22 protein-coding genes are annotated in these 24,418 nt (G+C 43.2%); 12 read left to right on the forward strand and 10 right to left on the reverse strand.

Annotation, left to right across the window (positions count from 1 at the left end):
- Window positions 1-249: 249 nt before the first annotated feature.
- Window positions 250-849 (reverse strand): hypothetical protein, encoded by a 600-nt coding sequence (locus EWV68_RS14920; protein WP_061433132.1) that lies wholly within the window; start codon window positions 847-849, stop codon window positions 250-252.
- Between the two features lie 232 nt (window positions 850-1,081).
- Entirely contained in the window at window positions 1,082-1,765 is a 684-nt protein-coding gene (gene psb32, locus EWV68_RS14925) for a photosystem II repair protein Psb32 (protein ID WP_061433131.1), read from the reverse strand.
- Between the two features lie 204 nt (window positions 1,766-1,969).
- Here psb32 and EWV68_RS14930 point away from each other — a divergent pair, with 204 nt between their 5' ends.
- From EWV68_RS14930 to mutS, 8 genes are all read left to right on the forward strand, one after another.
- Complete coding sequence (locus EWV68_RS14930; RefSeq protein WP_287170264.1) at window positions 1,970-3,979, forward strand: ATP-binding protein; 2,010 nt, start codon at window positions 1,970-1,972, stop codon at window positions 3,977-3,979.
- Window positions 3,980-4,053: 74 nt separating this feature from the next.
- Window positions 4,054-4,515, forward strand: coding sequence for a hypothetical protein (locus tag EWV68_RS14935; RefSeq protein ID WP_287170265.1), 462 nt, complete (start codon window positions 4,054-4,056; stop codon window positions 4,513-4,515).
- Window positions 4,512-5,153 (forward strand): hypothetical protein, encoded by a 642-nt coding sequence (locus EWV68_RS14940; RefSeq protein WP_287170266.1) that lies wholly within the window; start codon window positions 4,512-4,514, stop codon window positions 5,151-5,153. Before EWV68_RS14935 ends, EWV68_RS14940 begins: the two co-directional genes overlap by 4 nt.
- Window positions 5,154-5,480: 327 nt before the next feature.
- On the forward strand, window positions 5,481-6,407 hold the full coding sequence (locus EWV68_RS14945) for a hypothetical protein (RefSeq protein WP_002794127.1): 927 nt from the start codon (window positions 5,481-5,483) through the stop codon (window positions 6,405-6,407).
- Window positions 6,408-6,534: 127 nt separating this feature from the next.
- Window positions 6,535-8,499 (forward strand): single-stranded-DNA-specific exonuclease RecJ, encoded by a 1,965-nt coding sequence (recJ, locus tag EWV68_RS14950; RefSeq protein WP_287170267.1) that lies wholly within the window; start codon window positions 6,535-6,537, stop codon window positions 8,497-8,499.
- A 357-nt stretch (window positions 8,500-8,856) separates the two neighbouring features.
- Entirely contained in the window at window positions 8,857-9,996 is a 1,140-nt protein-coding gene (gene proB, locus EWV68_RS14955; protein WP_012265373.1) for a glutamate 5-kinase, read from the forward strand.
- A 182-nt stretch (window positions 9,997-10,178) separates the two neighbouring features.
- The gene (gene apcB, locus EWV68_RS14960) at window positions 10,179-10,688 is read left to right on the forward strand and encodes an allophycocyanin subunit beta (RefSeq protein ID WP_002802766.1); all 510 of its coding nucleotides are present in this window, start codon (window positions 10,179-10,181) and stop codon (window positions 10,686-10,688) included.
- 195 nt (window positions 10,689-10,883) lie between these two features.
- Window positions 10,884-13,532: a DNA mismatch repair protein MutS gene (gene mutS, locus EWV68_RS14965; RefSeq protein WP_147073220.1), complete on the forward strand. Its 2,649-nt coding sequence runs from the start codon at window positions 10,884-10,886 to the stop codon at window positions 13,530-13,532.
- Between the two features lie 179 nt (window positions 13,533-13,711).
- Here mutS and EWV68_RS14970 read toward each other — a convergent pair whose 3' ends face one another.
- Window positions 13,712-14,209: a 2TM domain-containing protein gene (locus EWV68_RS14970; RefSeq protein ID WP_061433123.1), complete on the reverse strand. Its 498-nt coding sequence runs from the start codon at window positions 14,207-14,209 to the stop codon at window positions 13,712-13,714.
- Between the two features lie 61 nt (window positions 14,210-14,270).
- The gene (trmFO, locus tag EWV68_RS14975) at window positions 14,271-15,608 is read right to left on the reverse strand and encodes an FADH(2)-oxidizing methylenetetrahydrofolate--tRNA-(uracil(54)-C(5))-methyltransferase TrmFO (RefSeq protein ID WP_052277635.1); all 1,338 of its coding nucleotides are present in this window, start codon (window positions 15,606-15,608) and stop codon (window positions 14,271-14,273) included.
- 241 nt (window positions 15,609-15,849) lie between these two features.
- Here trmFO and EWV68_RS14980 point away from each other — a divergent pair, with 241 nt between their 5' ends.
- Window positions 15,850-16,128, forward strand: a complete 279-nt coding sequence (locus tag EWV68_RS14980; RefSeq protein WP_287170268.1) for a thylakoid-associated protein — start codon at window positions 15,850-15,852, stop codon at window positions 16,126-16,128.
- Between the two features lie 337 nt (window positions 16,129-16,465).
- Here the strand turns inward: EWV68_RS14980 and EWV68_RS14985 are convergent, their stop codons facing one another.
- Window positions 16,466-17,545 carry a PIN/TRAM domain-containing protein gene (locus tag EWV68_RS14985; RefSeq protein ID WP_008206247.1) on the reverse strand — a complete coding sequence of 360 codons (1,080 nt, stop codon included), beginning with the start codon at window positions 17,543-17,545 and terminating at the stop codon, window positions 16,466-16,468.
- A gap of 353 nt (window positions 17,546-17,898) precedes the next feature.
- Here EWV68_RS14985 and hemW point away from each other — a divergent pair, with 353 nt between their 5' ends.
- Entirely contained in the window at window positions 17,899-19,071 is a 1,173-nt protein-coding gene (hemW, locus tag EWV68_RS14990; protein WP_287170272.1) for a radical SAM family heme chaperone HemW, read from the forward strand.
- 237 nt (window positions 19,072-19,308) lie between these two features.
- On the opposite strand, the gene EWV68_RS14995 is transcribed toward hemW, so the two are convergent.
- Both EWV68_RS14995 and EWV68_RS15000 read right to left on the reverse strand, forming a co-directional pair.
- Window positions 19,309-19,629, reverse strand: coding sequence for a cupin domain-containing protein (locus tag EWV68_RS14995; RefSeq protein ID WP_287170269.1), 321 nt, complete (start codon window positions 19,627-19,629; stop codon window positions 19,309-19,311).
- Window positions 19,629-20,201, reverse strand: a complete 573-nt coding sequence (locus EWV68_RS15000; RefSeq protein ID WP_287170271.1) for a shikimate kinase — start codon at window positions 20,199-20,201, stop codon at window positions 19,629-19,631. The genes EWV68_RS14995 and EWV68_RS15000 overlap by 1 nt, the downstream gene beginning before the upstream one ends.
- Before the next feature lie 233 nt (window positions 20,202-20,434).
- Between EWV68_RS15000 and EWV68_RS15005 the strand changes: the two genes are divergently transcribed.
- A complete protein-coding gene (locus EWV68_RS15005) occupies window positions 20,435-21,508 on the forward strand; it encodes a Gfo/Idh/MocA family protein (protein WP_272081270.1) in 1,074 nt (357 codons plus the stop codon).
- Window positions 21,509-21,559: 51 nt separating this feature from the next.
- On the opposite strand, the gene EWV68_RS15010 is transcribed toward EWV68_RS15005, so the two are convergent.
- Window positions 21,560-21,895 (reverse strand): excalibur calcium-binding domain-containing protein, encoded by a 336-nt coding sequence (locus EWV68_RS15010; RefSeq protein WP_002742928.1) that lies wholly within the window; start codon window positions 21,893-21,895, stop codon window positions 21,560-21,562.
- 153 nt (window positions 21,896-22,048) lie between these two features.
- Here EWV68_RS15010 and EWV68_RS15015 point away from each other — a divergent pair, with 153 nt between their 5' ends.
- On the forward strand, window positions 22,049-22,285 hold the full coding sequence (locus tag EWV68_RS15015) for an AbrB/MazE/SpoVT family DNA-binding domain-containing protein (RefSeq protein ID WP_239698202.1): 237 nt from the start codon (window positions 22,049-22,051) through the stop codon (window positions 22,283-22,285).
- A 159-nt stretch (window positions 22,286-22,444) separates the two neighbouring features.
- On the opposite strand, the gene EWV68_RS15020 is transcribed toward EWV68_RS15015, so the two are convergent.
- Window positions 22,445-22,657, reverse strand: coding sequence for a hypothetical protein (locus EWV68_RS15020; protein ID WP_002766476.1), 213 nt, complete (start codon window positions 22,655-22,657; stop codon window positions 22,445-22,447).
- A 189-nt stretch (window positions 22,658-22,846) separates the two neighbouring features.
- Window positions 22,847-24,151 carry a histidinol dehydrogenase gene (gene hisD, locus EWV68_RS15025; RefSeq protein WP_002798851.1) on the reverse strand — a complete coding sequence of 435 codons (1,305 nt, stop codon included), beginning with the start codon at window positions 24,149-24,151 and terminating at the stop codon, window positions 22,847-22,849.
- Between the last annotated feature and the right edge of the window lie 267 nt (window positions 24,152-24,418).

Raw genomic sequence — 24,418 nt, forward strand, 5'->3', positions numbered from 1 at the left:
GGGAAAAAATCCCTAAATTTTCCCCCCAATCACTCCAATGGTAGGCACTTTTTCAGGGAAAAAAAGTCTAAAAGCCTTATCCAACAAGGTTTTTAGATTTATTCAGCAAACCCTACTTAGTTAAAAGTTTGAGAATAAAGTAATAGCCAAGCTGAAACCCGATAAGCTTTGTACAGAGTTACTTTTATTATAAACTGCTTCAAATAAAAGCTTTGTAACTTTGAAGACAAGCCATCGGGAGGATTAGCTCTATCGAAAAGAGTCTGGGGTGGATGGTTCCTCTAATAGACGGATTTCAATGGGGATGTAGGCTAGTTTAGCAAAAATCTTTTGTTGATAACTGACAGGCCACCATTCGTAAAGAAAAATTTCTAAAGGTCGCCAGAGGGCCACCCAACCACTAATTAATAATCCTTCTTCTAAGAAGTGAATAAATGTATCGGTGCCAAAACGACTAATTAATTCACTGAGACTCAAACAAACAAAAAGAAAGGAGAGACCAATTAGCAAAGATATGCGTCCCTGTCGCCAAATTGTGCGTAATTTTCTTTGTTCTCCCTGTTGGCGATAGTCAAAATAATTATGTAAAGCTGAGGGTAACAGATGTCGGGCGGTATTCTGTTCGTTACTGGGAAGATAAAAGACTAATTTAAGGGGGGTATTTAGGGGGAATTCATCCACAGAGTTAATAATATAGTTTTCGGCGTTATCGTCTAAATCTCTATCTAAAAATGGCGAAGGATCGAGAGAATTAAAGACTTGCTGTAACTGATTAAGTTTAATTTCAATTAAGTAAGTTCCTTCCTCCTCTCGATAATAGGATTGTAATTTATTTACCAGTCTAGACATTAGTTATTAAGGTTAAGCAAATGTGGTGAACTGACACAACTAAAATCTACTAAGTAGGTAGGCACAATTATTTGTAGGGCGTTGGGTTTCATGCTTCAACCCAACCTACGTTCATCTTATATTTAATTCCACCCACCCACTTAGAAGTTACTTCATCTTGCTCATACAGGCTGAGAATTGAGCTATCTGTGGGAATATTTTAGCTGTATCAGTCTCAGATCATTAATTTAATTTAGCGACCAAAACCAGCGTACCAAAAATAGGTAACCATGGGGATTACTGTGGCTAAAACCAGTAAAACTATCACCCAAATCGTGGCGCTTTTATCGTCAGTTTCTTCTGCGGTAGTAAAGGTACTTTCGATATTAATTGTCGCTACTTCCGGCGGTCCGGGATCCGCTTCTCCAGAAAGTACCGCCGTTAGACGACGACTAGCATCGAGTAAAGCTTGATTATATTTTCCCCCATCTTTGAGGGGAACTGCCATAGTTTCCGAGAGGATACTATCAGCAATAGCATCGGTTAATAGGGGTTTTGCTTCCTCCCCAACCCGAATAGCAGTTTTATTGGTTAAAGTATCAAGGACGATGATAGTTTGATTGGCACGATCTTCGGAGTTAGGATACCATTCTCTCAGGATATCATCGGCTAAATTGTCAATTTTTTGACCGTAATCCAAGCGCCGGACTACTACCATTCTCACTTCTTGGCCGGTTTTTTCGGCGAGATTTTTCAGGTCTTTATTTAATTTTCCTTCGTTAGCAGCACTAATGGCCGCAACGGGATCGACTACATAAGTGGGCGCTCCGGGGCTTAAAATAGGGAGGTCATAGACTCCCATGGCAGCAGCCGGTGACAGGGAAACAGCCAAGGCTATACAGCAGGAGAGAAGGAGAGAAGCTAATAATTTGAGCATATTGATTCGGTAAAATTCCTATAGAACATAATAGGGGAAAAGTTTACTGTTTTTTGAGTCGAGAGAACGGAGATGGGGAAGTGGGGAAGTGGGGTGATGGGGAAATTCAACTAATACCCTAAAACCCTAAAACCCTACAACCCCAACACCCAAACCCTTTTAACTGATAACTGATAACTGATAACTGATAACTGATAACTGATTATGAGTGATTTTGAGGAACTAGAGTCTAAAAAACGGGAAAAAGCCCTAGAAATGCAGGCCTATCGCGATAATTTGCTCTCACGGGTGACAAGATTACTAATTTCTCAAGATATCCACTTGGCGATCGATCATACCCTAGAACTGCTCTGTCAATTTACCCAGAGTGCGCGCTGTTACATTATTCAATATTCCACCTGTCGTCAGCAGTGGAGTATGGTTTATGAATACTGTCACCCCGACTATCCGCAAGTTATCCCGATTCGGGAAGAATCACAAAATCTCTCGACGGAAACCTTTCCCTGGTTTTCTGAACAATTATTAAACGGTATTCCAGTTAAACTGAACTCTTTAGACGATTTACCCGCTACTGCTATCCCTGAAAGAGCTATTCTCGCTAATAGTTCTACTCCCTGTCTCTTAATCGTTCCCATGTGGGATAGTTGTGGGGTAACGGTGGGTTATCTGGGATTGGATGCAAGTGCAGAAAAGCAATGGACAAAGGAAGATGTCACCTTTGTGCGGTTGGTGGGAGAATTAATTGCGATCGCACAAAGTAGATATGAAGCAGAAAAAGAATTAAAAGAGGCTAAGGAAGCGGCAATTAAAGCAAATAAAGCTAAAAGTGAGTTTCTAGCTAACATGAGCCACGAATTACGCACTCCTCTTAATGCTATCTTGGGTTTTACTCGCTTAATATCCCGGGATAGCAGCATCAGCAGTGAATATCGGCAATATTTGGAAATTGTCAATCGTAGCGGAGAACATTTATTAGAGTTAATCAACGATATTCTAGAAATGTCGAAGATAGAAGCGGGAAGAACGGTTTTTAATCCTAGTAATTTCGATTTATACGCTCTTTTAGATAATATTGCCGAAATGCTACGCCCACAAGCGCAGGCAAAAGCTTTAAGCTTAATTTTTGATCGCAGCTCCAATCTGCCTCAATATATATGTACTGATGAAAGTAAATTGCGACAGGTGTTAATCAATCTCTTGGGTAACGGATTGAAGTTTACCGAGTCGGGAGGGGTGACTCTCCGGGGAAAAGTAGGGGAGAAAAGAGGAGATTATCAGCGATTGCTTTGGGAAATTGAAGATACAGGCGCAGGAATCGCTCCAGAGGAGATTTATAAGCTATTTCAACCCTTTAACCAAACGGAAACGGGACGAAAATCCCAACAGGGGACAGGATTGGGTTTACCTATCAGTAAAAAATTTGTTGAGTTGATGGGAGGTGCGATCGGAGTTAGTAGTATTCTGGGTCAAGGAAGTATTTTTAGTTTTGATATTCAGGTGGGTTTAGTGGGAGAAAATGAGATTAAAACTGAAACCCATAGGGCAAAAGTCATCGCTTTAGAGGAAAATCAGCCTAAATATCGCATATTAGTCGTCGATGATCGACCAGAAAGCCGTTTACTGTTGCTGAAACTCCTGACTACCCTAGGATTATCCGTGCAAGAAGCTGCTAATGGACAAGAAGCGATCGCAATTTGGCAAGCATGGCAACCTCATCTTATCTGGATGGACATGAGAATGCCAGTGAAAGACGGTTACGAAGCAACTAGGGAAATTCGGCAGTTAGAGGCTGATAATCGCGGAAAAACGGTGATAATTGCCCTAACTGCCAGTGCTTTTGAAGAGGATCGCGCCTTGGTTATTGCCGCCGGTTGTGATGATTTCGTGCGTAAACCTTTCCGAGAGGAAGTTATCTGGCAAAAAATGGGCGAATATCTAGGATTAAAATATATTTATGCCGATAATGAGCCAAATCAGCCCAATTATTCGCCAGTTTTCCTCGATTCCCTGCAATCCCTATTAAAATTAATCAGTCCCGTCTGGATTAGACAATTGCAACAAGCGGCGCGAGAATGTGATGATGAAAAAATTATCGCCCTAACCGCAGAAATTCCCGCCGATTATGCTACCCTTGCCCAAGGTTTACAACAGTTAGCCGGAGAATTTTCCTTTGATGCGATCGAAACCATCATTAGAGATTTAAACATATCTTAAGAGAGTATTTTATCCATACCTCAAAAACGTGATATTCTAAAGGCATAAATCCCTAAATATGGCAATTTTAAAGGATGAAACTGTTAAAAATGCTCATCGGTACTTTCTTAATACTACCGATTTTTTCTGTTCAAGCTCAAGTCCCCTCGCTGCCCCCAATTAAGCAAAATTCCCCCAATCTTGGTGATCTACCCAATGATCCCACCCAGCAGAAAAATTGGGTTTGTAATCGAGGGGATCAACGCATTGCCGTGGCTGCTAAAGAAGAGAAAGGTTGGAAAGAATTAATTGAAAAACAAGGTTGGCAATGTCGTGAGGGAAATACCGACATACCCGATAAAACTCTCGGCTTTTCCTGTGAACCAGAACAAACCCTCGGCCTCTTGACAGTTTACTGGTTAAATGGTAGCAATGGTCAACAACAATTAAGCCAATGGCGAGATAAATTAGCGGCACAACAGGGGATGGTTTGTACCATTAATAACGTGCAGTTATTCGATACTCAAGAAAATATACCCAACCCATTACAACCATGATTAAATTAGCAATTTTGCCTCAATCTATCCTCCTAGGTATCAGTTTACTATTAAACAATTCTCTGCCCTTACTTGCCCAATCTACACCCCTGAGCGTGGATAATTTAAGAAACACCGTCTATAACATTCCCAATCGGGGTTCCGTAATTGTCAGCGATGGTATTTTTCAATCCAATGAGGGACAGATTTTAGGAGTGCAAGTCAGTCGAGAAGCTTTGATGGGGGACTATAATAACGATCAAAGGACTGATGGTATTGTCGTATTAAGAGTGATTACCAGAGATCAACAGCAATTACATTATTTAGCCCTAGTGATTGATAATAACGGTACTGCCACTAACACCGATACTGTCCTGTTAGCAGAGCGAGTAATTGTCGATAATCTGAGCGCTAAAGATGGTATGATCACCGTCAATATGAGAAGATTTCTACCCCGGGATCCTTCCTGTTGTCCGTCGGGAGTTATCACCCAACAATTTGCGATTAATTCTAGTATTAATCAATTGACTTTACTGAGTACCAACGAAAGTCAACCCACCACCCCAAATGTGCAGGTAATACCCAGTTCTCCCCTGAGAATTAATAATAATAATCTCCCCTTTCAACCTCCTGCTGGGGCCATCCAAATCCGCTTTTAACCTTATTTTTGGTGCGTTACGCTATGCTAACGCACCCTACTGGACTGTTTCAGCTAATTTGGTGTATTAGAAAAATGCTATAAATTCTATAATCTAAGACTTTAAGCCGAAATCTATTGCCCTATTTTAGCTGAAACAACTCACTACTGGATTGACACAGCTAATATAGTGCATTAGCTTTTTGGCTCAAATCCTTGCTAGACTTAGATTAAGCAGTTTTACCAAGCAACATTTTAGTCGTGTCAGTCCAGTAGGGTGCGTTACACTTCTACCCTGCTATAATATAAAACATAAAAGCCTAATATCCCATCTGGTCAAAAATTACTAATGAAAACAATTATCTTGAGTGCGATAATAGCATTGATCACAGCCATATCTGTCATTGTATTATTTCATGGGGACTTTTCTCAAAATACGATAACACCGAAAGCTAATAATCAAGAATTATCAAGTAAGACGCAAACACAAAATTATGGAGGAAAGTATTTGTCTAGTGCCCAGGAAATAGGTGCTGACATAACAAACCATAACAGTGATGGATTTGACTTTGAATTATTTACCTCTAATAGATTAGCTCCTTGTATTGGCTCTGTATCAGGTAGAGCTAAATGGATAAAAAGCAATGTCGCGGAGGCTTCAATCGCAGGAGATCCGACAACACAAGAATCAAAACCTTGTAACATATCTTTTATGTTTGACAATAATAAACTAATTCTTGAAGAAAGCAATTGTAGTGGTCTTCATGGGGTGTCATGTTCGTTTAGTGGTCGGCTTTATTCCGAACAAAATCATCCTTGTGATGATGAATCCATTGTGACAAGCTATGATGGAAGAAATCCAAATTATCATTTTTATGTTGTAGAAAACGTTATTTGTTCTAAAACAAATGCAGATTGTACTAAAGACAAAGTTTTCCAAGTTATGATTTCTCAAGAACAGTTTATAGTTCCCTCTCTCTTGGATGATAAACCCGTCAAGCAATGTAGAATCAAAACTTTAACTGGTGGAAATCCAATAAGAACTACTATTGATCAGAATGATTATTCAATCACTAACTATACCCTTCCAAAACATATGTTTTATCCTGGAAAAATTACTCGACAAATCAATGAAACAACGGAATCAATTGTTGTCACTACTACAGGAGAAGGTGTAGGCAGCTATAAGTCTTTTAATGAGTGGGTTGCACCAGATATATGGGGATCTGCCGATGCACGTTTACGCACAAGGGTAATGCTGATTCTATCTAACTAAGCGAGTGGTAAGCTAAGAAGCGTTTAAATTGTGCTACCTCATTGCTGAAAATTCTTGAGACAAGCGACTTAAACCAGCTGTCTGTAACAAAAAAGCACAACTCAGATACCTTTTTACTTAACAAAAAATGACCTACAAATATCCCATCCAACGCTGGTATATTGCCGCAACTAATTCCGAAAAAATCGCGGGGTTAGCGCGGGAAATGGGACTATCATCGTTATTAGCAACTATCTTAATTAATCGCGGTATTGATACCCCCGAATTAGCTAAAACTTATATAGATCCTGAAGCGGATACCTTACCCTCTCCCCTGGGGGAATTTCCCGACTTAGAAAAAAGTGTCAATTTATTAGTAAAAGCGATCGCTAGGGGCGATAAAATTGCTATCTGTGGGGACTACGATGCCGATGGCATGACCAGTACATCTCTACTATTAAGAGCCTTGAGACATCTCGGTGCTAGGGTAAATCATGCCATACCCAGTCGCATGAAAGAGGGATACGGAATTAATCAGCGCATTGTCGAAGAATTTGCCGAGTCGGGAGTCGGATTGATTCTCACCGTTGATAATGGCATTTCCGCTCACGAACCGATCGCCCTAGCGATAGAATTAGGATTAAAAGTTATTATCACCGATCATCACGATCTGCCGCCAATTTTACCAAATGCCTCCGCTATTCTCAACCCGAAATTATTAACCCCGAACTCTCCCTATCAGGGATTAGCGGGGGTGGGAGTCGCCTATATTTTAGCGGTGACAACTGCCCAAAAAATGGGTAAATTACAGGGATTAACCGAGTCATTATTAGCATTATTTACCCTAGGCACTATAGCAGATTTAGCTCCATTAATTGGGGTAAATCGTCGCTGGTTAAAACGGGGTTTAAGAAAATTATCCAAATCCCAATTAGTCGGGATTCAATCCCTGATGCAAATAGCGGGAATTAGCGAGGAACAAAAGCAATTACAACCGGATGATATTGGCTTTAAATTGGGGCCGAGAATTAATGCCATTGGCAGAATTGGTGATCCCCAGATAGTTATTGAATTATTAACCACCGATGAGGCAGGAATTGCCTTAGAAAGAGCGATGCAGTGCGAACAAATTAATCGTACCCGTCAAGAATTGTGCGAAAAAATTGAAGAAGAAGCGATTAAATTAGTGGAAGAAACGCCGATTCTTTGGCAACAAGATCGAGTTTTAGTATTAGTGGAAAAAGATTGGCATCATGGGGTAATTGGTATTGTGGCCTCCCGTTTAGTGGAACGCTACGGAGTGCCAGTTTTTATCGGTACTTATGAGGAAGAAGATGCTAGTAAAATTCGCGGATCTGCCAGAGGAATTGAAGAATTTCACGTTTTTGAAGCCCTGCAATTTTGCCAAGATTTACTAGGAAAATTTGGCGGTCATAAAATGGCGGGGGGGTTTAGTTTACCCACAGCTAATTTACTAGCATTTAAACAAAGATTAAGTCAATTTTCTCACAAAATTTTACAAATAGAACAATTAAAACCTTTAATTAAAATTGATACTATCCTCGACTTTAAACAAATAAACCTGCAACTTTTTCAACAAATTGATAGTTTGCAACCCTGGGGAATTGGCAATGAATTACCCGTTTTTTGGACTCCTAACGTGCGAGTAGTGGAACAGAAAACTATCGGAAAAAATCATTTAAAATTATTGCTGGCTCAAAGCGATAATACCAGAATTAAAGCCCTAGCTTGGCGTTGGGGCGAATATTGTCCTTTACCAACGCGTTTAGATATTGCCTATAAACTCAAAGAAAATACTTGGAATGGTAATAAAACCATAGAAATTGAATTAGTGGGAGTGCGATTACCCCAAGAAAATGATAGTATTAAAAAAGCAATTTTTATGCACGCCGAAAAAATGTATCAATGTAGTTTTTGGGGTGATTTAAACGAGATTCGCATCAAAAATGAACAGGGCGAGATTTTAGTCGTGCAGAAAGGCCAGCGAATTGGTTTATTAGGCAAAAATCGGCAACAAGCTAGAGAAGTCAACGTGACTGAACCCCGTTTTTATACTTTAATTAAAGTTGCCATCAAAGCTTTGGCTATCTAGGGCTGGCTGAATAAATCTAATACCAAATCCGTTTTTAAGTAGGGAGGCACAATTATTTGTAGGATGGGTTAGCGGTGGCGTAAACTATGCGGGCGTTGGGTTTCATGCTTCAACCCAACCTACGTTCATCTTATATTTAATTCCACCCACCCACTTAATAGTGTGATTAACTCTCAAGTTATGAATTGTTTCTCCCCACACCCTACACCCTACACCCTACACCCCACACCCTACACCCCACACCCTACACCCTACACCCCACACCCCACACCCTACACCCCACACCCTACACCCCACACCCCACACCCCACACCCTACACCCCACACCCTACACCCCACACCCTACACCCCTTGACGATGAACCAAACCATAGTGATCAAAATCGGTACTTCCAGTTTGACCGATAATGAAACCGGCCAATTATCCCTATCCACGATCGCCGCTTTAGTGGAAGTCCTCACCCGGTTGCGCGCTGCCGGTCATCGGGTGGTATTAGTATCTTCCGGGGCCGTGGGGGTGGGCTGCCGTCGTCTGGGAATACAGGAAAGACCGAAAAAAATCGCCCTCAAACAAGCGATCGCCGCCGTCGGTCAAGGTCGTCTGATGCGGATCTATGATGACCTCTTTACCAGTCTTGGTCAACCGATCGCCCAAATTTTGCTGACCCGTCCCGAATTGATGGAACGCACCTGTTATGTCAACGCCTATAATACCTTTCAGGCTTTGTTTGAATTAGGGGTAATTGCCATTGTCAACGAAAATGATACGGTGGCGATCGATGAGTTAAAATTCGGCGATAATGACACTTTATCAGCCCTTGTAGCCAGTTTAATCGAGGCTGACTGGTTATTTATCCTCACCGATGTGGATCGCCTCTACAGTGCCGATCCGCGGCTATTTCCCGAAGCGGCGGCTATTGCCCGAGTTAGTCCCGCGGAATTAGCGCAACTATCGATCGATGCCGGTAGTAGTGGCAGTCAGTGGGGGACCGGGGGTATGGCGACTAAATTGGCGGCGGCCCGGATTGCCACCAGCGCCGGGGTAGAAATGGCGATTACTAGGGGACGGCAGCCCGGTAATATCTTAAAAATTATGGCAGGAGAGGCGATCGGAACCCGTTTTGAGGCCCAAAAACGCAGTGATAACGCCCGCAAACGCTGGATCGCCTACGGACTACTGCCCATGGGTAAAATCTATCTCGATGCTGGGGCGATTCAAGCCATTTGTCAGGGGGGAAAATCTCTCCTTGCGGCCGGAATCACCAAAGTGGAGGGGGAATTTAGCGCCTCGGAATCGGTGCAATTGTGCGATCAAGAAGGCCGGGAATTGGCCAGGGGAATTGTTAATTATAGTAGTGAGGAGATCGATCGAGTGAAAGGTCAACATTCCGAGCGTATTGCCAGTTTATTAGGTTATATGGCCGCAGAAACCATTATTCATCGGGATAATCTCGTCATTTTGAGTGCCTCGTCCACTACCTCGACTAATAAGGGATAATTCCGCCACCCAGCGCCGGTCCAGCCAATGCCTTAAATGTAAAGAAATGTCTCAAAAAAACAACAAATTGTTAGACAAGCAAGAGAGTTAGACTAGGGATGTCCCCCGAAGTTCAACCCTGTGAGATTATAAATAAAGCGAAACTCAAAAATGTCTTTATTGCTGTTGGGAGAAACTTAATAATGCGAGACGCGGTAACTAGCCTGATTAGAAAATACGATGTCACCGGACGTTATCTCGATCGAGATGCGATCGATAATCTTAAACAATATTTTGCCTCGGGAACTGCCCGTCTAGCTGCCGCCGCCCTCATTAACGCTAATTCGGCGGCGCTCGTGCGTGGGGCGGCGATTCGTCTATTTGAAGAAGTTCCCGAATTGATCCGCGCCGGGGGTAATGCCTACACCACCCGTCGTTATTCTGCCTGTCTGCGGGATATGGATTACTATCTCCGCTATGCCAGTTATGCGCTGGTGGCTGCCGATACTAATGTTCTAGATGAGCGGGTACTGCAAGGACTGCGGGAAACCTATAATTCCCTCGGTGTTCCCATCGGTCCGACGGTGCGCGGTATCCAAATCATGAGCGAAATGATTCAAACCATGGCTACTGAGGCGGGTATTGCCGACACCTCTTTGATTGCTGAACCCTTTGATCATCTCACTCGCGAATTAAGCGAAGTGTCTATCTAATATTGAACGAACCTGCGTCAGTCCCCACTCTCAGCCTAGGGGAGTGGGGAAGATGCAGCAAGGGGAACCATGAAGTGGTTCTCCTAGTGCGGAAGTCTGAGGCAACCGCCATCGACGAAGAAGCGTCAGAAACTTCCCACTCAGCCAAGGGGTGGGGAACAGTTCATTAAAACATTGTCCAGCTTTCTTTGACCCATGACTCTCCCCTCGGATTTTCCCCTAGAACCACCGGCTACCAATAAAGATCCCCATCGTGATTATCGCGGACTCGATCGCGATAAACTCACCCCCATGTACCAGCATTATGTGGAGGTAAAAGAAACCTATCCCAATGCTCTTTTACTCTATCGTGTGGGCGATTTTTTCGAGTGTTTCTTTCAGGATGCGGTGATTATCTCCAGAGAATTAGAATTAGTTCTCACCAGCAAGGAAGGGGGTAAAGGGATTGGGAGAGTCGCCATGACCGGGGTTCCCCACCACGCCCTAGAGCGCTATAGTCGTTTATTGGTGGAAAAAGGCTATGCGGTGGCGATTTGTGACCAAGTAGAGGATTCAACGGAAGCAGCCGCCGAAAAACGGCTAGTAGAACGCGCTATCACCAAACTGCTCACCCCCGGAACCCTCACCGATGAGGGAATGTTAAACGCAAAAAAGAATAATTTTCTAGCCGCAGTGGTGATCACCGGAGAAAATTGGGGATTAGCATATTCAGATATCTCCACCGGAGAATTCTACACCACCCAAGCCAGCGATTTAACGGCTTTAAGCCTAGAATTAAGCCGTTTACAGCCCTCGGAAATCCTTTTTCCCATCAATGCCCCCGATTTAAACCGTATTTTGCGCCCCGGGGAAAAATCCGACCATCTCCCCCCCTGTTTACCCGATAGTTTTTGTTATTCTCTCCGTCCCCAAACTATCTTTACTCTCACAGAGGCGAAAAATCGTCTCCTAATCACCTATAAAATGCGTTCCCTAGAGGGGATGGGCTGCGAACATTTACCCCTCGCTATTCGCGCAGCCGGGGGCTTATTAGAATACATTGAAGATACCCAAAAAGCCAATCAAGTCCCCCTACAACCTTTAAAAACCTACTCTATCTCCGAATTTTTGATTTTAGATGGGCAAACCCGTCGCAACCTTGAAATTACCCAAACGGTGCGCGACGGTAGCTTCTATGGTTCTCTATTATGGGCGATTGATCGCACTTGTACAGCCATGGGTAGTCGGGCCTTACGTCGTTGGTTACTGCAACCTCTCTTAGATTCTCGCGGTATTCGCGCCCGTCAAGATACTATCCAAGAGTTAAAGGATAATCCCGCCCTGCGCCAAGATATTCGGCAAAAATTAAGGGAAATCTACGATATAGAACGTTTAAGCGGTCGCGTTGGCGCAGGAACGGCTAACGCCCGCGATTTACTTTCCCTAGCGGCATCTTTAGTCAAATTAGCCGATTTAGCGGCTTTGGTTGCTTCGGGAAATTCGCCCTATTTGAAAGCTTTACAGCAAATTCCCGCCGATTTAGAAAAATTAGGCCAGCAGGTGATAGCGCATCTGGTGGAATCTCCTCCGCTGCATCTGAAGGAAGGGGGGGTGATTCGTGAGGGAATTGATGCCCAATTGGATGCCCTGCGGCGCGACTATCAGGAAGTAATCGATTGGTTTAAGAATCTGGAGACGACAGAGAAAGAAAGAACGGGTATTAGTAATCTTAAGGTTAATTATAACAAAACTTTCGGTTATTATATCAGTTTACCCCGCAGTAAAGCCGATTTCGCCCCAAAAGATTATGTGCGTAAGCAAACTTTAGTCAATGAGGAACGTTATATCACCACCGAGTTAAAGGAGAAAGAAAATATAATTCTGACGGCAGTAGATGAATTAAATAAGTTAGAATACGAGATTTTTAGCGATTTACGCCGTCAAGTGGCCGAATTTTCCCCAGAAATTCGGGAAGTGGCCACAAAAGTCGCCGCTTTGGATGTGTTGGCAGCATTGGCAGAAATCGCCGTTTATCAGGGATATTGTCGCCCAGAAATCGCCGATGGTCGTCTTATCGATATTAAAGATGGTCGTCATCCCGTGGTGGAACAATCCCTTGGGGCCGGCTTTTTTGTGCCGAATTCGATTAATTTGGGCAATCAGGAAGGTTTGGAATACCCCGACTTGATTATTCTCACCGGTCCCAATGCTAGTGGCAAAAGTTGTTATCTGCGACAGGTGGGATTAATTCAATTGTTAGCCCAAACCGGCAGTTTTGTCCCAGCAAAGTCGGCCAAAATCTCCATCTGCGATCGCATTTTCACCCGGGTGGGGGCTGTGGATGACCTCGCTACGGGCCAATCCACCTTTATGGTGGAAATGAACGAAACCGCCAATATTCTCAATCACGCCACAGACAGATCATTAGTATTATTAGACGAAATTGGCCGGGGGACAGCCACCTTTGACGGTTTATCCATAGCTTGGTCTGTAGCGGAGTATTTAGCCACGGTACTGCAATCGCGGACGATTTTCGCCACTCACTACCACGAACTGAACGAATTAGCCTCAATTTTAGAGAATGTGGCCAATTATCAGGTAACGGTCAAAGAATTACCCCATGAGATAGTATTTTTGCACCAAGTACGACCGGGAGGCGCGGATAAATCCTATGGTATCGAAGCGGGGAGATTAGCTGGTTTACCAACTTCTGTGATCGATCGTGCCATGCAGGTGATGGGTCAAATCGAAAAACATAGTAAAATTGCGATCGGTTTGCGTCAAGGAATTAAGAAAATTAAACCGGTTAAGTCGGATAATCCCCCATCTCTGCAGCAGCTAGATATTTTTGATGACAGTAAGTAGGTATGTGTTAAAAATTATCAGACACCCCCCTTATCAAGGGGGGCAGGGGGGATCGAACCTAAAATTCATTTTTAATTTAATTATAACCAGCTACTTAAGTAGTCGTGGAAAGCTCAACTTTGTATCCTTTGTGTCTCTGTGGTTCACAAAAACAAAAAAGGCTTAATTTAGCAACACTATTAAAACTGTAAAAACTTTTTAACTTGTGTCCAAAGATTTGTAAAAGACTCTTTCATTTCCTCCTTAATTTTCCAGCGTTTAAATGCCTCTTCGTAGGCAATTCCTTGATTTTGAAAAGTTTTCCAAGCCGAGAGAGAAAGAGGTAAACCCATCAGCAAAAAGATATAAATTGCCCAAGAAATTGTTCCCGCACTAATTAAATTAATGATAATAAAAAAACTATTAATAATCAGATAGCGAACGGTTTTATTTTTTAGCTCCTCGCGACGAAAGCGATCGAATTCTTGCCGTTTATAACTGACCATTTTTGACTCTTGCCAGTCCTTTTCCGCCGCTTCTAAGTCTTTAACTTCAATAGCTAAATCGTCGGCAATTTCTAACAACTGTTGACGGGTAATTTCTCCCTTATCCCCTTGACGGGAGATAGCCAAATAGAGAATTTCCTGCACATCCTCTTGACTGTAGGATTGGGGAGGGAAAAAATCGGGGTTTGGCATAGCGATAGAGAAAGAAATAGGTTCCTTCTCTATTATGGGCGATCGATTTAGCGATTGACAGTTAGACGAGACAGGGAGTTTTTAACTGATTCATCCATGCTTCTAAATCCTGCAAAGAGCGATCGGCATATTGACCGTAACGTTCCCGTTTATTGCGGATTTTTCTGGTAAAATTCGGCAAAATGCCAAAATTTGGCGGCATCGGTTGAAAATGTTTCGGTTCGGCACTGCTGATAAACTCAAATAATGACCCCATCATCGTTGTGGTTGGCAATGTCACCGTTTCTAATCCTAAAGCTAAACGAGCGGCATTAGTTCCCGCTAACCATCCCCCAGCAGCCGCAGCCGTATAGCCTTCCGTGCCGATTAACTGTCCTGCCGCTAACAGCGTCGGTCGCGATTTAAACTGGAGACTGGAGGATAATAACTGGGGAGAATTGATAAAGGTGTTTTTGTGCATCACCCCCATGCGGACAAATTCGGCCTTTTCTAACCCCGGAATCAGACGGAAAACCCGTGTTTGTTCACCCCATTTTAAATTAGTTTGAAATCCTACCATATTCCACAATTGCCCCGCTTTATCTTCCATTCGCAACTGTATAACTGCGTAGGGACGTTGATCCGGATATCTGGGATCCGCTAATCCCACCGGTTTCAGGGGACCAAAACGCATGGTATCCTCTCCCCGACTGGCTAATTCTTCGATCGGCAGACAAGCCTCGAAAAATTTGGCATTTTCTCGCTCAAAATCCTTTAATTCTGCTTGTTCTGCCTGTTTTAACTCTTGCCAGAAGTGCAGGTATTGTTCCCGATCCATAGGACAATTGAGATAGGCGGCCTCACCTTTATCGTAACGGGAGGCCAGAAAAGCGATCGATTGATCAATAGATTCCCCTAGAATAATCGGACTAGCGGCATCAAAAAAGCTCAGATAGTCCAGGCCGGCAAAATTTTGCAGATCTGCGGCCAAAGCAGCACTGGTTAACGGTCCAGTGGTTAAAACGACGATACCATCCCGGGGAATTTCCGTGATCTCCTGACGTTTTAAGGTGACTAGAGGGTGGTTAGCCAAGATTTCCGTCAAATTTCGACTAAAGACCCCTCGATCGACCGCTAAAGCCCCTCCTGCGGGGACACTATGCTGATCGGCCTGGGCAATAACTAGAGAATTTAAGCGTCGTAATTCTTCATGGAGTAACCCGGTGGCGCGATCCACCGCCATGGCACCAAAGGAGTTACTACAGACTAATTCAGCTAAAAATTGGCTATGGTGGGCGGGACTAGAGCGAATTGGGCGCATTTCGTACAGGATCACGGGAATACCTGCTTGGGCTATCTGCCACGCCGCCTCAGTCCCCGCTAATCCTCCACCAATTACATGAATAGGGCGATCGATCATAGTTCGGAGAAAATGGCTAGAGTAGGATTATTTTAGCGTTAGTTCCGAGTCACCAAAAAATAGGGCCAGCCTAGGGCGATCGCATAAAGATTGGGGCTGATCACAAACTCAGGTTATAATCAAGGAAGGGATAGAATATTATATTTTATCTCGTCACGGTTTTTGCTTTCGAGAAGGTGGCAACACCGCCCCACTTTCTCACCATCTCCTTCCAGATGGGCTAGTTAGCGGTTTGACTTCTATGAACACCAATTATCTTGAAGAATACCAAAAATACCTAGCCGAATGGCAGAAACTGCTTCTGTCCGCTTGGGGTAATGGTCTTCCCACGACTACACCAGTGTTTGAGTTTCCAGAAACTTTGGTTAAATCCCTCGAATATCAACAAGAATGGGTGAAATCCTATCTAACCGCCCAAGAAACCGCCACCAAAGTTGCCCTCGATAGTCAGAAACAATTCTGGGATAGTTATTTCGGTTTTGCTCGTCAGTCCATGGCTGTAATCAATAAACCAGCCTAATTAGATATAAATTGGCTAGATAGGGTTTGCTGAATAAATCTAAAAACCTTGTCCAACAAGGTTTTTAGACTTTTTTTCCCTCAAAAAGTGCCGACCTTTGGAGTGATTGGGGGGAAAATTCCTGGACTTTTTCCCTGAAAATTAGGTAATTGACCACCTGAAAATGGGTAAAACCCCACACCCCACACCCTACACCCCACACCCTGCCACCAGGAAAAACTTTTTTAGCAAACCCTAGATAGTTCGATTGGTGACTTAACTTCCCTTAAAAAATGAAATTCCTCAAATACAATCCCCTCTGGATCTGTATTTGAGGCTTTTTTGGGTTTTATTCCCTTTAGGCAATTAGGGAATTTTGGGGTTTAGCAAAAATCATCCGTCCGGCCGAGGTTTGCAGTGCAGATGTCACCACTACCCGCAATTCTCCCCCCAGATAATCTTTTCCTTCTTCTACCACCACCATCGTGCCATCTTCTAGATAACCGATGCCTTGGGTGGGTTCTTTTCCTGCTTTGAGAATTTTCAGATCCAAAGTATCCCCGGGCAAGTAGATCGGGCGTACTGCTTGGGCGAGATCGTTGACATTCAAGATGGTGACTTTTTGCAGATTGGCCACTTTACTGAGATTATAATCGTTCGTGAGCAAGGTGGCGTTAATTTCTTGGGCAAGATGGACTAATTTAGCATCTACGGTGCTAATATCCTCATAATCGGCTGGATGAATGATAATGCGATCGGGAAATTCTTGCTGCATCCGGTTTAAGATATCTAATCCTCGTCTTCCTCTGACTCGTTTTTGGTCGTTACTGCCATCCGCTAACTGTTGCAATTCCTGAAGGATAAATTGGGGAATGAGAATCTGTCCCTCGATAAATCCTGTGTCTAACAATTGTTCGATACGACCATCGATAATACAACTGGTGTCCACAACTTTGGTGGCGGCCGCTTGCAGGGTTCCTTCTGCCACTAGAATTGATTCCATACTATTGGGGTTAATCAGACGCAAAAAAGTCCGACCGTGGGTATCAGCTAAACTAACCCCCAGATAGGAAAACATAACACTGCCTAAAATAGCGATTATCGGCTTAACAAACGAGAATTCTCTGGGAATCGGTAGGAAGAAAATCGGAGCTAGGATCAGATTAGCAATCAACAAACCGATAACTAGACCGACGGAACGGGTTAAAATAACTTCGATCGGAGTTTGCCGTACTTGGGTTTCTAGACGACGATAGGTAGTTTGGGCAACTAAACCAAGGGCTAAACCAATAATTGAGGCAAAACCCGCCGATAACCAGCGTAAAGCTTCAATATTGCTGATTTGCGACTGGACAGTAACCGGCAGCAAGTCCACACCACTATAGCCAATACTGGCAATAGCGAAGACGAATAATAAAATTATGACGGCATCAAGCATGGGGATAATACCAGAGGGGATAGGGGGGAATGATGGTAGAAAAATAATGAGTATGGATACTTTTACATTATATCCGTGGGCCTCTCCTAATTTGTGTCGGGAAAGTTGCCTTCATTCTAGGAGATGTTCTCCCCAGCCATAATACATCTTAACGAAGATAAACGAAATTATAGCCGTCAGCCTTGAATCAGTTATCACTTATCAGATACGAGTTACAGGGTTTCTCAGATAGATGAGGTTCGTTCTTGCCTCTAAAATACTTGATTAGCAAGGGTTAGTCTGTGCTTCACCTTAACGAGAAAGGCTGTATGAGTTCACTGATTACTGATTACTGTTCACTGATAACTGCTGTAATGCCCTATTTTCACCCCATAACCTCGGTTTATATTCATATTCCCTTTTGTCGTCGGCGCTGTTTTTACTGTGATTTCCCGATTTTTGTCGTCGGTAATCGCACCAATCCGGCGACTTTTCCCCCTGTGGTGGAGTATGTGGAAATATTACAAGAAGAAATTAGTCTTAGTCAGGGGACGGGGAAACCCCTAGAAACAATTTTTTTTGGGGGGGGGACTCCTTCCCTGTTACCGGTGGAATTATTAGGAGCAATTCTGGATACTTTAGCCAAAAAGTTTGATTTTGCAGCTGATATAGAGATTTCTATGGAGATTGATCCAGCTACCTTTAGTTTAGAACAATTACAGGGTTATCTTAGCGCGGGAGTCAATCGGGTTAGTTTAGGAGTACAGGCTTTTCAAGAACCATTATTACAGGTTTCTGGTCGATCGCATACTGTTAAGGATATCTATCAGGCAGTGGAATTAATTCAGGGATTGGGAATAGTTAACTATAGTTTGGATTTGATTTCAGGATTGCCACAACAAACCCTGACAGATTGGGAAAATTCCCTAGAAAAAGCGATCGAACTGCAACCGGCCCATCTTTCCTGTTACGATTTGGTCTTAGAAGCGGTTACTCCTTTCGGTAAACAGTATCAACCGGGGAAAAACCCCTTACCCGATGATGAAACCACGGCAAAAATGTATGTTTTAGCCAGTGAAAAACTAGCTTTAGCCGGTTATCAACATTACGAGATTTCTAACTATGCTAAACCGGGTTATCAATGCCGACATAATCGAGTTTACTGGGAAAATCGTCCCTATTACGGTTTTGGTATGGGGGCTGCTAGTTATCTTCATCAACAACGTTTTACCCGTCCGCGCAAAAGTCGCGACTATTTCGCTTGGGTAAAAGAAGGCTGTCAGATTGACGTGGAGAAAAATAGCTTGATTGATGATCTTCTCGAAACCTTAATGCTAGGGTTAAGGTTAGGGTCAGGGGTGAGTTTACCCGCCATTGAAGCTAATTTTGGTTCGGAAATCAAAAAAGCAATTTTAGAGGTCTTAGAGCCGCATAAACAGCGTAATTTAGTAATAATTGAGGGGGATAGCAGGGTCAGATTAAGCGACCCCGAAGGTTTTTTGTTTTCTAATCTAGTTTTAACCGATTTATTCGATCGCTGGCAATAGTTAGGGTCTGCTGAAAAAGTTTGTTGGTGGGGGCAGGGTGTGGGGTGTAGGGTGTAGGGTGTAGGGTTTTACCGATTTTGAGGTAGTCAGTTACCTAATTTTCAGGGAAAAAGTACCTGAATTTTACCCCCGATCACTCCAATGGCTGGCACTTTTTGAGGGGAAAAAAGTCCAAAAGTCTTATCCAACAAGGTTTTTAGATTTATTCAGCAGACCCTAGTTAGAAACTATATTTTACTAGCGATAATGGATAGCTAACCAAATACAAGGGGGATTATTGCTAGTAAATTCGACGCGATGTTTTTGGTGAGGAGGAATCAGGAGATAATCCCCCGCTTGCAGATTAACTTTGTTGCCATCTTCATAACTAATCTCAGCAAATCCCTGTAATAAAATCACCCATTCAAAGTCAGATTGATCGTACCATTGACCCCTGGGAGTGGTTTGACCGGTGGAAATAATTCTTTCCAGACGAATAGCCTGACTTTGGGCCAAAATTTCCAGAATTTCTCGGTCAGGAATTAGTTCAGGTAAATCAAAAATTGAAGCTGCTATCATTAGTTATGATCCCTTTCTGGATGAAAATCTTTAATCACCGTCGGTATTGCTGTTAAAATTTTCTCAACGATATCAGTAGGTCTATCTAGGTCAGAAACAACAATCCGAAGATCTGCTTCTGCATAAAGTCCTCGTCTTTGTTCTAATAATAATTCCAGTTTACTTTCTAAATCAGTGGACTGAAGCAAGGGACGAGAGGTATCTTGTTTTAAACGTTTAACCAAGACTTCGAGAGGAACATCTAACCAAATCATTAAACCGTGACGAAGATAACTCCAATTCATCGGTTTTAAAACCATCCCTCCCCCGGTGGCAATCACAGTTTTAGTCAGAGAGGATAATTCGGCTAAAACTTGGGTTTCTAACTCCCGAAAAGTCGCTTCTCCCTCGTCGGCAAAAATTTCCCTGATTTTCTTTCCCGCGACCCTTTCTATTAATATATCTGTATCAAAAAAACGATATTGTAACCGTCGGGAAAGCAACTCTCCCAGGGTGGATTTGCCAGATCCCATCATTCCTAGCAAAAAAACACTTAATCCCCGTAAGGAGTTAAAATCCGTTGAATTGTCCATAGTTAAAATTTAGCTGAATGTAGTCCTCGCTACTAAGGGACGATGTTTTGATAAGCATTTGGGAGTGAAAACCGCCAGATGGAATCAGAAAATCTTCTCAGAACCCCCATTGACACCGACATCGTGTCAGAATCTGGATAACCATGATACCATCTTGGTAATTAATGGACAAAATCAGCTTGATTAATTTAATCAAGTGGTGTGGGGAGTGTGAACACAGGAGTCTAAAATTCATGTCCAATCAACCAGTAAACTTTCCGGGTAATAGAAATCAACTCAAACCGATTAAAGTCGGGGTTATCGGGGTCGGTAACATGGGACAACACCATAGTCGCATCCTGAGTTTATTAAAAGACGTGGAATTCGTCGGGGTGGCCGATGTCAACGTCGAAAAGGGACTGGAAACTGCCAGTAAATACCGAGTCCGTTTTTTTGAAAATTATTTAGACCTCTTACCCAGGGTAGATGCGGTTTGTATCGCTGTCCCCACGCGGTTACACCATCGAGTCGGGATGGACTGTCTGCAAGGGGGAGTACATACCTTGATCGAGAAACCGATCGCCGCTAGTATTAGTGAAGCGGAATCTTTAGTCAACGCGGCAGCCGATCACGATTGTATTCTGCAAGTGGGTCATATCGAGCGTTTTAATCCCGCTTTCCAAGAGTTATCGAAGGTCTTGAAAACCGAGGAGATTTTAGCGATTGAATCCCATCGCATGAGTCCCTATTCCCAACGCGCTAATGATGTGTCGGTGGTGTTAGATTTAATGATCCACGATATAGATTTAATTTTAGAATTAGTCTCGGCTCCCGTGGTGAAATTAACCGCTAGTGGTAGTCGCGCTGCCACTGATTCCGGTTATCTCGATTATGTCACTGCAACCCTTGGTTTTAGTAATGGAGTAGTGGCTAATTTAACCGCTAGTAAGGTGACTCATCGCAAGATTCGTCGTTTAGCAGCCCACTGTAAAAATTCTCTCACGGAAGCGGATTTTCTCAATAATGAAATCCTCATTCACCGGCAAACCACCGCTAACTATAGCACCGATTACGGTCAAGTTCTCTACCGTCAAGATGGTTTAATTGAAAAAGTTTATACCAGCAATATTGAACCCCTACACGCGGAATTAGAACATTTTGTTCATTGTGTGCGCGGTGGGGACCAACCTTCTGTCGGTGGGGAACAAGCTTTAAAAGCTTTACGATTAGCTAGTTTAATCGAACAAATTGCCCTTGATGGTCGCGTTTGGCAACAATCGGACTGGAATTATCAATATCTTAATTCTCCCGTGATTACTGCTTCTTGATTGTTTTCACCCCGATTCTTTAAGTGAGAGAATTGGGGTGAGGAAACAAAATTAGTTATCTGGAAAACTTTCCCAACACTTTTCTGAGGATTTTTTTCCACACCATTGACTTTCACAGGGAACTCCATCACCGTCTCCATCCATTTTGACATTGGGGCAATTTCTCAAGAAAAAAGTCGCTTCTGCACAGGAGGTCATCTGGGAACAGTGAGTTCTACCATCGCACCGAAACTGTGGAGAAGGACTAGGTTTTTTCTGGGGAGTGGGACGATTATTGTTGTTAGCTACGGCTAAATTATTGAGGGTTTGATTGCCAGAAATTGGTGATTTTATTGATATTTGTTCGCTCAGAAAACCCAGAATTAAAATAACAAGTACTTTTTTCATAAAATGCTTGACTGATTCTCTGCTCTTATCATAGTACCAAATAGGATACAGGATAATAAATCAGAGTTATTCCCAGGTAAACGTTTGGGGGGGGTCAAGCAGCCAGTGGCACTGACTCTTCCGATTATTTGTTAGTATATGCAGAAAAACACCATGAAAATTAGCCCTAACGGACAAATCACTATTCCCCCTGATATTCAAGAAAAGCTTGGGTTGTTACCCAGTACAGAAATCCAGCTGGAAGTGATTGGGGATATCTTGCAAATTCGCAAGCCTAGAACCCTAAGCCGGGGAAAGCAACTGATTGCCGCTATCCGTGGCAAAGCAACTAGCCGTCTAACAACCAACGACATCATGCAAGCGACCCGTGATACTAAATCCGGTTATTAAAGACTGATTATTTATTCCCCCTTTGCCTCTTGCATGAGTAGAAAACGGGTTTCTCCGAGAAACCCGTTTTCTGTGCGTTACTCAACAGATTTAATGACTCTAATAACTAAATCAGGCTTGAGTCTTCTTAGTTGAGTCCCATGGAGAGGATCAACATTTTCATCTAAGAGATATTTCAGACTCATTTACTTGTTTGACTGCTTTTCTTTGTTGCCTTAACTTTCTTAATTTTTCCGCAACAGGAGGAGGATTTTGTTTTTGTATTTCTCTCATTCTTTCTCCATGTTCAATCCATTCGGTTAAATAATTGGTTATTTTTTCTTGCTCATGCAAATAGTACAAAATTGTTGCATAAACTTGTTCTAAGCTCAAAGATGAGTAAGTTTTGGCAATTTCTTCAGGTGTTTTAAGTAGGGAGGCACAATTATTTGTAGGATGGGTTAGCGGTAGCGTAACCCATGCGGGCGTTGGGTTTCATGCTTCAACCCAACCTACGTTCTGAATTTTAAAAATAAGCTTGCCTACATATCTAAGTTATTCCCCGTTTCCTATTCCCTGTATTTAGAGTAAAATTTCCCTGTGTTGAATTGCTAATTTATGGGCGGGAAAACCTTCGTACTCGGCTAAAGTTTTCGTGGTTTCTTTTAACTTTTCAAAGCCTTCAGGGGTGACATAAGCCAAAGTAGAGCGCTTGAGAAAATCATAAACCGAAACCGCCGAATAGGAACGGGCAAAACTTCCCGTCGGCAGCACAGCATTTACCCCGATGGCGTAGGTAGCCATAGAGGAAGGAGTATGATTTCCCAGGAGAATTTCGCCAGCATTTTTAATCTTGCCCAGAATGGCAAAAGGATTACTAACTAAAACCTCTAGATGTTCCGGGGCGTACTCATTGACAAAATCGAGGGATTGCTGCAAACTATCGGTTAAAATTATGCCCCCATAGGCGGCTAAACCCGCCTCACAGAATTCCCGTCGCCAATCCGGGAGTTTTTGCAGGTATTCCTGAGCATATTCACTAGCAGCGATCGCCAAATCTTCACAGTGGGTGACTAATAAAGCCGCCGAATCCGCCCCGTGTTCCGCTTCAATTAATAAATCCAAGGCCGCTAAACGGGCATCGGTGGACTCATCGGCCAAAACTATCGACTCACTTGGACCGGCCGGCAAACCCACATCCACAGTACCGAACAGTAACCGCTTGGCCGCCGCCCCATAGACGCTGCACGGACCGGTAATTTTGTCAACCCTTTTGATATTTTTTGTTCCCAAAGCCAAAGCGGCGATCGCTTGTACGCCCCCTAATTTATAAATTTCTCTGACTCCAGCCATCTGCGCCGCCACCAGAGAAACGGGTTCCACGTTGCCCTGTTTATCGGGGGGAGTGCAAACGACAACTCTTTCCACTCCTGCCACCATTGCCGGGATGGCTAACATTAACATCATCGAGGGAAAAGCACCGCGGCCCCGGGGAACGTATAAACCCACATTGGGGATAGGAGAGATTTTTTCGCCGGCAAAGACACCGGTTTCAATTTCTGCCAGTAGTGTTTCTTCTGGCATTTGGCGACGATGTACCTCTTGAATATTCCGGAAAGCCTGTTCAATGGCAGTTTTTACTTCCGGTTCAATTAAATGAAAAGCCCGCTCAAATTCTGCCTCGCTGACTTTGATATTTTCTACCGTCGCACCTTCGTAGTCAAAACGCCGCACATAGTCCACAACGCCGGCATCCCCCCGTTCGCGGATGGTTTCTATGACCGTTTGAGCGACTTTGAGGGCGTTATCAATATCTAACTCGGCTCTTTTCTGAAGTTTTGCCCGTTCTGCGCTACTTAATTGCGAAAGTTTTAATATTCTAACCACTATTACTACTCCTACTGCCCCCCGTCCTCTCAAGAATAACGGGGAATCTGAATCTTTATTTTTATTGTAACCTTTGGGGGAGTGCCGGCTTTTCAGTGATCAGTAAACAGTAACCAGTAATCAGTGAACTGAAAACTTACATCTGATAACCTGACTGACGGACACATTTTTCAATACAAAGACAAGTACTGTTATGTGAAAGCCTCAAACTCCTGAATAAAAGAAAAGGTAATTTTGCCATAATAATCCTGACGAGCTTTGCGAGAA

Origin of the sequence: Microcystis sp. M_QC_C_20170808_M9Col, from assembly GCF_007095495.1 — a bacterium.
Classification (GTDB): Bacteria; Cyanobacteriota; Cyanobacteriia; order Cyanobacteriales; family Microcystaceae; genus Microcystis; species Microcystis aeruginosa.